The 11,309-nt window shown below is 43.4% G+C and carries 15 protein-coding genes and 1 pseudogene; 7 read left to right on the top strand and 9 right to left on the bottom strand.

The window, feature by feature from the left end; genetic code table 11:
- The coding region (locus ACM0OR_RS02545; RefSeq protein WP_414574869.1) for a WD40 repeat domain-containing protein at positions 1-526 on the top strand (526 nt) is incomplete at its 5' end.
- A 296-nt stretch (positions 527-822) separates the two neighbouring features.
- On the opposite strand, the gene ACM0OR_RS02540 is transcribed toward ACM0OR_RS02545, so the two are convergent.
- The 3 genes from ACM0OR_RS02540 to ACM0OR_RS02530 form a co-directional block, all read right to left on the bottom strand.
- Positions 823-1,227 carry a type II toxin-antitoxin system VapC family toxin gene (locus ACM0OR_RS02540; RefSeq protein ID WP_414574868.1) on the bottom strand — a complete coding sequence of 135 codons (405 nt, stop codon included), beginning with the start codon at positions 1,225-1,227 and terminating at the stop codon, positions 823-825.
- Entirely contained in the window at positions 1,218-1,418 is a 201-nt protein-coding gene (locus tag ACM0OR_RS02535; RefSeq protein WP_414574867.1) for a hypothetical protein, read from the bottom strand. Before ACM0OR_RS02535 ends, ACM0OR_RS02540 begins: the two co-directional genes overlap by 10 nt.
- 106 nt (positions 1,419-1,524) lie before the next feature.
- On the bottom strand, positions 1,525-1,752 hold the full coding sequence (locus ACM0OR_RS02530; RefSeq protein WP_414574866.1) for a hypothetical protein: 228 nt from the start codon (positions 1,750-1,752) through the stop codon (positions 1,525-1,527).
- Positions 1,753-1,986: 234 nt separating this feature from the next.
- Between ACM0OR_RS02530 and ACM0OR_RS02525 the strand changes: the two genes are divergently transcribed.
- The 4 genes from ACM0OR_RS02525 to ACM0OR_RS02510 all read left to right on the top strand — a co-directional run bounded on the left by ACM0OR_RS02525 (position 1,987) and on the right by ACM0OR_RS02510 (position 3,766).
- Entirely contained in the window at positions 1,987-2,205 is a 219-nt protein-coding gene (locus ACM0OR_RS02525) for a DUF1902 domain-containing protein (RefSeq protein WP_414574875.1), read from the top strand.
- Positions 2,206-2,429: 224 nt separating this feature from the next.
- On the top strand, positions 2,430-3,032 hold the full coding sequence (locus tag ACM0OR_RS02520) for an MBL fold metallo-hydrolase (RefSeq protein WP_237988324.1): 603 nt from the start codon (positions 2,430-2,432) through the stop codon (positions 3,030-3,032).
- Between the two features lie 69 nt (positions 3,033-3,101).
- Entirely contained in the window at positions 3,102-3,416 is a 315-nt protein-coding gene (locus ACM0OR_RS02515; RefSeq protein WP_414574865.1) for a DUF433 domain-containing protein, read from the top strand.
- A complete protein-coding gene (locus ACM0OR_RS02510; protein ID WP_414574864.1) occupies positions 3,416-3,766 on the top strand; it encodes a DUF5615 family PIN-like protein in 351 nt (116 codons plus the stop codon). The genes ACM0OR_RS02515 and ACM0OR_RS02510 overlap by 1 nt, the downstream gene beginning before the upstream one ends.
- A 127-nt stretch (positions 3,767-3,893) precedes the next feature.
- On the opposite strand, the gene ACM0OR_RS02505 is transcribed toward ACM0OR_RS02510, so the two are convergent.
- On the bottom strand, positions 3,894-4,271 hold the full coding sequence (locus ACM0OR_RS02505) for a CpcT/CpeT family chromophore lyase (RefSeq protein ID WP_414574863.1): 378 nt from the start codon (positions 4,269-4,271) through the stop codon (positions 3,894-3,896).
- A 145-nt stretch (positions 4,272-4,416) separates the two neighbouring features.
- Here ACM0OR_RS02505 and ACM0OR_RS02500 point away from each other — a divergent pair.
- Positions 4,417-4,677, top strand: a pseudogene (locus ACM0OR_RS02500) (IS66 family transposase); the annotation flags it as partial.
- A 116-nt stretch (positions 4,678-4,793) separates the two neighbouring features.
- On the opposite strand, the gene ACM0OR_RS02495 reads toward ACM0OR_RS02500, so the two are convergent.
- The 4 genes from ACM0OR_RS02495 to ACM0OR_RS02480 all read right to left on the bottom strand — a co-directional run bounded on the left by ACM0OR_RS02495 (position 4,794) and on the right by ACM0OR_RS02480 (position 8,088).
- Positions 4,794-6,854 carry a ribonuclease catalytic domain-containing protein gene (locus ACM0OR_RS02495; protein ID WP_414574862.1) on the bottom strand — a complete coding sequence of 687 codons (2,061 nt, stop codon included), beginning with the start codon at positions 6,852-6,854 and terminating at the stop codon, positions 4,794-4,796.
- Positions 6,855-7,074: 220 nt separating this feature from the next.
- Positions 7,075-7,290, bottom strand: a complete 216-nt coding sequence (gene rpsR, locus ACM0OR_RS02490; protein ID WP_190700641.1) for a 30S ribosomal protein S18 — start codon at positions 7,288-7,290, stop codon at positions 7,075-7,077.
- A gap of 2 nt (positions 7,291-7,292) precedes the next feature.
- On the bottom strand, positions 7,293-7,487 hold the full coding sequence (rpmG, locus tag ACM0OR_RS02485; RefSeq protein ID WP_190700638.1) for a 50S ribosomal protein L33: 195 nt from the start codon (positions 7,485-7,487) through the stop codon (positions 7,293-7,295).
- Between the two features lie 43 nt (positions 7,488-7,530).
- Positions 7,531-8,088, bottom strand: coding sequence for an RDD family protein (locus tag ACM0OR_RS02480; protein ID WP_190700636.1), 558 nt, complete (start codon positions 8,086-8,088; stop codon positions 7,531-7,533).
- Positions 8,089-8,432: 344 nt separating this feature from the next.
- Between ACM0OR_RS02480 and glp the strand changes: the two genes are divergently transcribed.
- Entirely contained in the window at positions 8,433-9,665 is a 1,233-nt protein-coding gene (gene glp / locus ACM0OR_RS02475) for a gephyrin-like molybdotransferase Glp (protein WP_414574861.1), read from the top strand.
- Between the two features lie 86 nt (positions 9,666-9,751).
- Here the strand turns inward: glp and ACM0OR_RS02470 are convergent, their stop codons facing one another.
- Positions 9,752-11,269 carry a phenylacetate--CoA ligase family protein gene (locus tag ACM0OR_RS02470; RefSeq protein ID WP_414574860.1) on the bottom strand — a complete coding sequence of 506 codons (1,518 nt, stop codon included), beginning with the start codon at positions 11,267-11,269 and terminating at the stop codon, positions 9,752-9,754.
- Positions 11,270-11,309 lie beyond the last annotated feature (40 nt).

Genomic DNA, 11,309 nt, shown 5'->3' with positions numbered 1-11,309 from the left:
CCAAGGTCTGCCCTTGGCTGAACCCTTCCGTGGTCATCAGGATTGGGTCAGGTCTATCGCCATGAGCAGGGATGGGCAGACGATTGTCAGTGGAGGTGATGACGGCACGGTGCGCTTGTGGAATCTCCAAGGTCTGCCCTTGGCTGAACCCTTCCGTGGTCATCAGGATTGGGTCAGGTCTGTCGCCATGAGCAGGGATGGGCAGACGATTGTCAGTGGAGGTAAAGACGGTACGGTGCGCTTGTGGAATCTCCAAGGTCTGCCCTTGGCTGAACCCTTCCGTGGTCATCAGGGTGAGGTCTATTGTGTCGGCATTAGCGCGGATGGGCAGACGATTGTCAGTAGGGATGGTGACGGCACAGTGCAGTTGTGGGATGGAGACTGGCGTGCGTGGTTGCAAGTTTGCTGCGATAAGTTGCGTTATCATCCCATCTTCACAAATCCGCAAACTGAGGAGGCAAAAGCCGCTTGCGAAGTCTGCCGTAAATATGTTTGGAGTCAAGAAGCAGATAAAACCAGCAAGTAAGAAGAAATTAACACGAAACATGAAGTTCTAACCTGCAACGTTGAGCCTTAGAACTGTAAGTTTCGAGATAAAAACACTAAACTCCGAGTTCGGAAATCGAAACTTCAAGCTTGGAACTCGACATTTCAAGTTCAGAACACGAAACTTTGTGCTTGGAACTCGGAACACCAAGCTGAGAACATGGAACTTCGAGCTTTGAGGTGCAATTATAATGAGTGAAAAGCGATCGCCCAGTGTAGCGTTACTTCGGATTATCTTCTATTTGAGTTTCTTGCTCATATTTTGCGATCGCTTCTTCAATGATTTTGCTTGGGAATTACCTGAATCAGTCCAGTTTGAAAGATTGCATCATAAGTGATAATGGGTAAACTTTCGAGTTCCGCTTGAGCCATAATCATGCGATCAAAAGGATCTCGATGGACAATTGGTAGGCTTCCGGCTCTGATTGCATGGGCTGAAGTGATGGCAAGTTCCACAAATCTTGCCTGATGTAATATCTGTGAATATTGCTCAACGAGTTGTTTTGCTTCTGATAATTTACCAATGCGGTATTTGGTGGCAATTTCCCAAGGGGATGCACTGCTAACGAAAATGCGATTATCGGGATTGCGAATGATATTTCGGCAGTCTGTATCGAGTTTTGGATCATCAAAGAGCCACCATAATAGGATATGTGTATCAATCAGGTAGCTCATTCCCATTGCTGAAGTTCCTCTTCTGGTAATGGCTCAAAAAAAGCATCGCTGAGTTTTCCAGCTAGTATTCCTGGGGTGCGGGGCTGGGCAGCTTCTCGATCTAAACCTAAGCGAAAGTGGTGAACTATATCATAAATTTCTGCAAGTTTTTCTTCGGGGATTTCTTGCAGTTCTTGGACAATTTTCTGAATCAGCATAAGTCAAACCCTCGGTATTTTGTGTTTAATTGAACGATAACGTTTAGCAAGTTCTCGTAGATCCTTTTTAAAACGAGGAGTAAGAGCGATTTGAATCGCTGGTGGTTCACTCTGCATCAATACCTTCCCACATTTCTGAGAGGGGTATAGTTTGTCCACTCAATGCCTCTTTTATGCCTTGGTGAATGCCTTCAATTACTATTTCAGTGGGTGTTTCCTCAGCCGATGAATCTCTCTCTAAATTTATGCGAAAGCTATGAATTAGCTCATAAATTTCTGCTAATTTATCTTCGGGAATATCTCGCAGTTCTTGGATAATTTTATCAATCAACATAAATCAAATTCTCTGTTTGTTGCTGATTAATTATCAATAAGTTCGGCGTGGCTTTTAGCTTCATTTATTATCGCTCATCTTCACTGTATTGAGATAAAAACAGGAATTTTTGAGATGGGAACACCAATATCCGAGATTTGATCTGCAATCATGGTGTGTAAAGAGCGATCGCTGCCATAATTACTAATGTAGCTGTGAATATTTTAAACTGAACTAATTCTTAAGCAGTCGATGATGACACAAATCACATTTAAGGTGGACGCATTTTGGGATTCTGAAGCTGAAGTCTGGGTCGCCACTAGTGATGATGTGCCTGGATTGGTGACAGAAGCTTCTACGATAGAGATTCTGGCGCAAAAACTGCGGGTAATCATTCCAGAACTCTTGATTTTGAATCAAGTGCTGATCAGCAAATCATATAGCGGTTTGCAGTTGAGTCCAATACAGACCTAACCCCCAACCCCTTCCCTTGTGGGAAGGGGAGTAAGTTTCAAAGCCTCTCTCCTTGTAGGAGAGAGGTTTGGAGAGAGGTCAGAGTATATTGCATATAAATGAGAATCGCTATAAATGCGATCGCCTGCATATCCCTGATTTGATATACCAAAACAGCTTTGAATGGTAGATTATTGATGCTGACCTATGAATAAATCTATCAAAGCTATAGAGCCAGAATTATTATGAAATTTCTACACCGTCCTGATCTATATGGCTGGTCTCATTTCAACCCGGCGAGAAATATTGATTTCAATGGGATTGCCTGGATTCGTCCCGGTGGTAACATCTTGATTGATCCTGTGGCTCTATCAAATCATGATTGGAATCACTTAGAATCCTTGGGTGGTGTGGATTGGATTATCATCACCAACTCAGACCATATTCGGTCAGCTAAGGAAATCGCTGATCAAACCTATGCGAAGATAGCCGCGCCTATGGGAGAAAAAGAGTCTTTTCCCTTAATGTGCGATCGCTGGTTAGCTGATGGTGATGAGTTTGTCCCCGGACTAAAGGTGCTGGAAATGCAAGGTTCTAAAACTCCGGGAGAGTTGGTACTGTTACTAGAAGAAACTACCTTGATTACCGGGGATTTGGTGCGAGCCTACAAAGCTGGTAGTTTAGGTATCCTACCCTATGACAAGCTGCTGAATAAAGCCGAGGCTGTGGCTTCAGTTCGCAGATTAGCAGCCTTGGAGAAAGTAGAAACTGTATTAGTCGGTGATGGTTGGTCAGTGTTTAGAGATGGACGCGATCGCTTAAAGGAACTAGTGGCGACTTTGGGATAAATTGGAGGCTAGCCTGATTTTGATAAGCTCTGTGATAGATTGAGATTTTAGATAGCTGAAAAGACTGCAATGACCTCTCAAATAACTTACCCTCACATAGAAAAGCCAGAGAGTCAGCCTGCTTACTTACAAAGACTTCCTCGTATCCGAGTCGCTCAAATTGTCATGGATTATTTAGCGTATGGCTGGTCAGTGGAGGAGATATGCCGTCAACATCCTTATTTACACCCGGCTGAAGCCTACGCAGCAATGGGGTATTATTTTGACCATCAAGAGGAAATTGACAGCGAAATTAGTGCTGAATGGGAACAAGCACAGCAATCTAAAGTTCAGGCTACAGCCTCTCCTTTTGTTGTGCGAATGAAAGCTAAGGGACTTTTATAGTGACAGTTCAGCTATACATGGATGTTCATGTTCCCCAAGCCATAACTGATCAACTCCGTCGCCGTGGTGTAGATGTTATCACGGCAATTGAGGATAACGCAGATGAATTACCCGATGATGAACTTTTAGAACGTGTTCGACTGCTAGGAAAGGTAATTTTCACTCAAGATATTCGTTTCAAAGCAATGGCTGAAGAGTGGCAACGCCAAGGCAAACCATTTACGGGGCTAATTTTTGGACATCAGTTGGGAGGTACAATTGGGCAGTACGTCAAAGATTTAGAGCTAATTTCACAGGTTTCTGAGCCGGATGAGTGGTTGAATACGGTTGAATACTTACCCTTGCAATAACTAAAAACCTGATTTTGCGTGTTTCGAGATGGCCGCGATCGCTTAAAGGAACTAGTGGCGACGTTGTCAGCTTGATATAATATCGCCCACATCCTAAATCTGATTTTGATCTGTGGACGAAGTAAAATTACTTAGAATGCTTCTTGGATTTGTGTTTAAATTTACTAGAAATAGCTTTTTTTGATTCCCAAAGACCAACCGCCAGTATTCCTAACATCAATGAGGGTTCAGGAATGGGATAAACTCGGCGAAACTTAATAGGTGTATCAACTTCTAAAACACCTTGAGCGTTGAAAATCTGATCTAAAGAATCGATCCGATCCGCCCAGACAGTGACATTAGAAACCACTCTCAACCCAAAACCTGCTGGACAGCCATTAGGTTCGTTACTACCTTTGTAATAGTCAGTCTCTTGCCAAATAAGGTTCAAGTCACAACTGGTTATTGGCAAATTACTAGTTGGTATTTTTCGCGTAGACTGAGGTGCGTTACATAAACCTCGCACAAAAGTATTGTCTAAGATTCCTCTGGGTATGATTCTATTCTTTTTAAGGGACTTATCATTATTAATACTCGCTTTTTTATCTTCTCTGTTTATTTTCCTATAAAATTTATTTTAAAGATAGGTCTATTGTTGCGGCTTCTTTCATTATGTTGATGATGTTTTACGGTTTTTGACACAACTGGATGTTCCGTTTACCAATAATCAAGCAGAACGTGACTTGCGGATGATGAAGTGTAAGCAGAAAATTTCCGGTGGTTTTCGCTCCTTCGATTTTGCGGTTTCATTTGCCAATATTCGTTCTTTTCTTTCCACTGCATCTAAGCGTGGTCTTAATCTATTGGAAGTTATTACTGATGCGTTACTTGGTAATGTCTCTGTTTTCCTTTCCTCAAATCCTAGTAGCTAGGCAGTTACATTTACTACAATATCTTCAACTCAAAGTATGCTAGAAAATGATTACTTCTAATCGCTATTGCTTAATTTAGATTCATAAATCTCAAAAAGCAATTATTCAGGTAAAACTCAATTTGTTGCTATCTGAGCTTCTTGATAAATTATCTCTTGGAATTGAATCACATCTTTTTGCGGGTCAGAGATGCTAACTTTTACACATACCTGTTCCCCCAGGTTGACTGAACGTTTGAAGATCATTGGTAACTGTAAACCCAAGTCTTCTATCAGGATGAGTGCTAAGTTACTGTCTTCCCGTAGCCACATTAAAACTGTGACTGGCCAAATCTGCTCTGGATGACGGCGTAAATACTCTAATGCCCAGTATCTATTGGTTTGCCGTTCTACCATTGTCACCTCTTGGGTGGTGCTGGTGACAGTCATCATCACTTCTTTGAGTTGTTCGGCACTAAAGGGCAGAACTTCCCCCCGCAGGTGGGCTTTAAGTTGAAAGTGAGTCAGCAAATCACTATAACGACGAATGGGAGAAGTTGCTTGAGTATAAGTATTCAAGCCTAAACCAGCGTGACGCACAGGAGTAATACTCATTTCACTCTTGGGCATACAACGCCGCATCGCACAGGAACGGACAAATCCTGCCGGTAGCAAGAGTAATTCTTCGTCTGGGGGTAATTCTGGCTGTGGCTGACCGCGAAAGGGTAAGGGAATGTTGTGTTCTTGACCGTAACGGGCTGCAACTTCTCCAGCCAGAATCATCATTTCTGCTACTAAATGCCGCGATAGGGAATCATCTAAGATGTCGATACTAATATCGTCATCTTTAACTTTAATCATCGCCTCTGGCATATTAATGCTGATTGCACCTTGATTGTAACGCCAAACTTTCCGCTTCTTTGCCCAAGTGGCGATCGCCGCAATTTCTGGTTCTGCTTGTACTCCTAATTGCAACATCTCATCTACATCTTCGTAGGTGAGGCGGTAGGTAGGTTTAATTAAACTGGGATGAATGGTGTAATCTTCTACTCCACCATGAGCATCTAAAATAATCCCAAAGCTCAAAGCACAACAGACTTTTCCCTGTACCAAACTCATTGGCCCAGTTGCCAATACCTCTGGAAACATGGGAACCATGCCAGTAGGTAAATATACGGTACTACCCCGTTTTCTCGCTTCTAGGTCTAAGTCATCTTCTGGTGCTAACCAACGGGTGGGGTCGGCAATATGCACCCACAGTCTTTCTCTGCCATCTGATACTTGTTCCCAACTCAGTCCATCGTCGATTTCAGTGGTGCTTTCATCATCTATTGTGTAGACCTTCAGATGGGTCAAATCAAGGCGATTTGTATCTGAGTCTGTTGGCAGATCATCCAAACGCTGTTGCGCCACTTCTAATACCTTGCTAGGAAACTGGACGGGAATCGCAGAACGACGCAGGAATAAATTCTCAGTCGCACTCCACCACCCCAAATCTACCAATAATTGAAATGCTCCTTGGGGGGTTGCAGGTCGCCCCAGCATATTCATTGTTTCTAAAACTGGGGCTGGTGGGGGATAGGCACGGGCTAGGGAATCATAGTTGACTCCCACCCTGACAATATCCGCCAACAGTGCTGCGTACTTTTCTAAAGCTTCTAAACGTTGGCGGTCATGTCGTTGCCACTCGACGGCTTCACCTTGCAGTGCTTGTTCTACTCGGACTAAAAATTCCTGCTGTCCCCTAGCTTTGAGGGCTTCTACTTCTATTTGGTGTTTGCGTTCTGCTACTTGCGCCGTCGTTCTCGGCTCGTAAGCATCACCTTTTTGCTTGAAATAGAGTTTGTCATCTGATAGTAGGCAATGGGCAGCGTAACAAGAGGCTGATTCTGATTCGGAAAACAGCAGATTAGCCATTTGGGATGGTGTGACTGTTTCCCCATCTTCTACCAACAATTCCCAAGCCACTTCCAAGCTAGAGGGGTCTAAATAAGGCTTGACCTCTTCTAAAAAGGCTGGAATTTCCGATGACTTGTAAGTTTTACCGTTAACTGTATATGTAATTTGTCTAGGCGCGAGGCTGTGGGATTGACCGCGTTCATCTACCACAAACCAACGGGTCTTTCCGTCTGGACGGTCTATCACGCCCAAACGGCGATCGCCTTGAACCCTAAATTCAACTAGCGTCCCCTTCTCCACAACTCTCGCTATTATTATTGGTTAACAAATAAGTTTTAGATTTTGGAGTTGAATAATTGCTACTTAACCCAAAATCTCATGATTTTAACTGTAGAACAAGATTTTATCACTGACTGAGATTTTAGATTGTGGACTCAGACAATCTAAAGCTACATATCACCATTTATGTAGCTTTTCCCGCTCATCCAAAATCTAAAATTCTCGCCACTGACTCAAAAAATTAGGCTTCCGCATTAATAAATGGCAACAATGCCACAATCCGCGCCCTTTTAATCGCTAATGTCAATTCTCGCTGCTGTTGACAAGTCAATCCCGTGATCCGACGTGGCAATATCTTACCGCGCTCAGTTACAAACTTCCGCAATAAGTCAACATCTTTGTAATCAATTGGTTCTCCAGGCTTAATTGGAGACAAACGCCGACGATAATAACTCATCTTTACTTGATTTCCTTGTGAACGGTATGTTTATTGCAGTGGGTGCAGAACTTAGCAAGTTCTAAGCGGTTGGTAGTGTTACGACGGTTCTTAGTTGTTGTATACCGTGAAACACCAGGGGATCTTTTGTCTGGATTTGTCCGACACTCAGTGCATTCTAGTGTCACTATGATGCGGACACCTTTACTTTTAGCCATAATCTTACAAACAATAAAGCCTGAAGAGAATTAACACAAATAACTATCTTCTCACATTTCGGCGCAAAGTTCCAACTAATCGTTTAATTTTTAAGTCTAACGAGTAGCCCCGACGCGACGAAACAATGAAAGTTCCAGCATAACGGTCGTGCAAAGCTTGGCGCATCTGGGTATCAGATAACGCTGCACTACAGTCAATTGCTAGGGGAATCACTAGCAGTATAGCAGTGGGATTGGCACTAATATTGCCCAAGGCAACAGATACCAAAATTGCCCCAAAGCAAATTATAGCTTCTCTTTTAAATAGTGCTAGCAATTGGGGAATTCTGCCGACAACTTGTCCGTCTTCTACTTCTAGCACTTTTAAGTCAAACGCCCACCGCCCTAAACTTTGCCCTTTGTTGTTGAATACCACTAGTACCCGCAAAATTAGCCAACCGAAGATAAACACTAAAATTTGGATGAATTGAATACTACCTTGATTACTTCCCAATAGAGAACTGACTAGCCAGACAACGAGAAAATCCAATCCCAAGGCCATACCGCGCCGATTAATCTCAGCTTTGGGATAGTGTTTTTGAGGAACTCGTTCGATAGTCATAGAGATTGGGGATTGGGTATTAGAGGGTAATTTTAAAGTTTGTAGTAAGAACTTTAGTTCTTATTCTGCGCTGTTTTAAAGCACCCTAGGATTTAATGTTTACTTGATAAATCATAAGCAAAAAAATTGTAGGTTGGGTTAAGCGCAGCGCAACCCAACATTGATCTCGGATAACCAATATGGATCTTGGTGTTGGGTTTCCTTCCGTCAAACGCCACTCGCCCCAAGCCGGGAGACCCGTCCAAGGCGGTGGCTTCCCAACCTACATATAATGCACAAAATTAGGCGTGTTAATCCATTTACGATTGAATGTTGACTAAAATCAATAATTTGAGGCGATCGCTATGTTATCAGTCAGGGATGCAGCAGATATTATTTTTAATTTAGTTCAACCACTAGATAGCCAACAAGATACAGAGGTTGTAGATTTATTTGCCGCCAATGGGCGCATTTTAGCAACGCCTGTCACCAGTCCTCTGGATTTTCCTCATTGGGATAATTCGGCGATGGATGGCTACGCGGTACGTTATGAAGATGTCCAAAATGCTAACGCCGAACAACCAGTAAAGTTAGAAATTATTGCAGAAATTCCCGCAGGCTATCAACCAAAGTCTACCCTAAAACCAGGACAAGCCGCGCGAATTTTTACCGGGGCAGTAATGCCCAAGGGTGCGGATACTGTAGTCATGCAAGAGAAGACGCGCCGGGAAGATAACTGTGTTTTGGTTCTCACTGCATCCCAACCAGGGGAATTTGTCAGACGCAAAGCCGCTTATTACCAATCAGGTACACAATTATTACCAGCCGGGATTAGGTTAAATGCGGCGGAAATTGCCGTGTTAGCAGCAGCCCAGTGTCCGCAAGTCAGGATTTACCGTCGTCCTCGTGTGGCAATTTTTTCTACAGGGGATGAATTGGTGACAGTTAATCAACCTTTACAACCAGGACAAATTGTTGATTCTAATCAGTATGCTTTAGCTGCTTTAGTGCGACAAATGGGGGCAGAACCGATATTATTAGGCATTGTTAAGGATAACCCAGCAGCTTTAGAAGCAACAATTCAGCAAGCTATCGCTAACGCCGATATAGTGATTTCTTCTGGTGGTGTTTCTGTGGGAGATTATGACTACGTTGATAAAATTCTGGATTCATTGGGTGCGACAATTCATATCCGTTCTGTAGCCATGCGCCCAGGAAAACCCCTCACAGTCGCCACTTTCTCCCAGTTCCCTATATATTTCGGTTTACCAGGAAATCCGGCGGCGGTGTTGGTGACTTTCTGGCGATTTGTGCAACCAGTCATCAAGAAACTGGGGGGACTGGCTGGGGGTTGGGAAGCAGAATTAGTGAAAGTGCGATCGCATGATGAATTGCGATCGGACGGGAAGCGGGAAACTTATATTTGGGGACGGTTGTGTTTAATTGATGGAGTTTATGAATTTCACCAAGCTGGTGGTAGTCATAGTTCTGGGAATTTAATTAATTTGGCTCAAACTAATGCTTTGGCTGTGCTGCCGGTAGGTCAAAGATTAATTTTACCGGGGGAAGAGGTGCGAGTTTTACAAATATTCGGATGATTTATTCACGCAGTAGACGCTTTGCGGCTTCCCGCAGGGTGGCGCGGAGGCGCAGAGAGAGAAAAGAGAGAAAAGAGCGTTTTGGATTATTTTCTTGTGTAACGATGTTTGACTCCGATGGGGAAGTATTCGCGATCGCCCATTGGTGCTAATGTGATTTGGGGTGTTTGGTATTCTTTGGGGACGTAGTTGGCAAATTCGCCGTTAAGTCGCAACAATTGGGTGAGAATTGAGGTTGCTATGGTTTGGCGTTTGTCTTCAGAACCTTCAACATCTGTTGCTAATTCTACAACTACAGATAAAAAGCGGTTTTTGTCGGTGTCTTCTTTTACCTGCAAGACGAATTTACCTGTCACCCACTCTTTAATGACTGGTTGTTCTAATCCTACTGTCACATTTTCGGGGTAAATATTTGCGCCAAAATAGGAGACTGTAAAGTTAGATCGTCCGAAGACGTAGACGAAGGGTAGTTGATGAATACCTCTAGGTGGTTGCTGGGTGTGAGGAGTAAGATTTTCCAGTGGGTTAAATCCCCAATCGGCTAAGAACTGGAGCATGGCATCATAACTAATGATTCCGCCAGTGTCTAAGATGTTGTACCGTATTAGGGGAATACCGTTATTTCCAGAAAACAATAATTGCCCGTTCTGGACTTCAAAAAAGCGGCTAACCGGGTCATACTGCACTAGTGTAGGTAAACGTGATTCCCCAAATAAAGCTTTTGCAGCTTCGGGATTTTGTGCTAAAAAGCGGCGAATGCAAATACTTAATGGTGTCTCATTGCCCAACACCCCTGCATCAGCTGTACCGTAAAGTGATGCTGAATCGTAGCAGGGATTTTGAGAACCCACCCTTTCACCTACTAAACTCCGCCATTCTTCACTGAATACTTCACCCGCCATGACAAATTTCATCTGGTAGCGTTGCCACTCTACACCACGGGCAATACCTGTATCAATTACATCTTTTAGAAATGGTGGATATCCCAATAAAACCACCTGTGCAAAATTCCCGCCGAGTTCCTGCACTACGCGCAATATGTCTTCTTTATTGTTACCGGGGGTAATAACGGTAATGGGGTAGCCTTTGCTAGCAAGATAACGACAGCAATTTGTAGTGAACATCCCACCTACCCAAGTTCCTAGAGTAAAGCAAATGACTGCAAGGGTGGGTTTGGTATCGGCGGCGAAACTGTCGTGAAAAATTTGCTCAAAGCGTGTAGCAATTTGGAGTTCATCAGTGAAGAACCGAGGCCAGAATGTGGGTTTCCCTGTAGAACCAGAGGAAGCCGCTATCATATCGCAACCCTCTAGCTGTCCATTGCGGCATAAATCAGCGAGAGGATAACGTGAGATATAATTTTCTTTAGCGATCGCTGGAATTTTCTGAAAATCACCCCAACTTTCAATCGTATCTGGCTGAATTTCCCTTTCTGCTAAAAAAGCCTGATAAGCAGGGACATTAGCAGCCACATCATGAAACAAATCCAAGACAGCCGATTCCCCAGAAGAGTTGATATGCTGCTGTAACAAATCCTCTAGAGGGGTAGACACAAAATCTTCCCATACCTTGATTACTTGCTGTCCTCTTGATTTGTGTTTCATAATTAGTCACCTGTCACCTGTCACCTGTCACCTTCTTAAA

This window comes from Anabaena sp. CCY 9402-a, from assembly GCF_963920945.1.
In the GTDB taxonomy this organism is placed as follows: domain Bacteria; phylum Cyanobacteriota; class Cyanobacteriia; order Cyanobacteriales; family Nostocaceae; genus Trichormus; species Trichormus minutissimus.
This window is presented reverse-complemented; position numbering and strand designations above follow the sequence as displayed.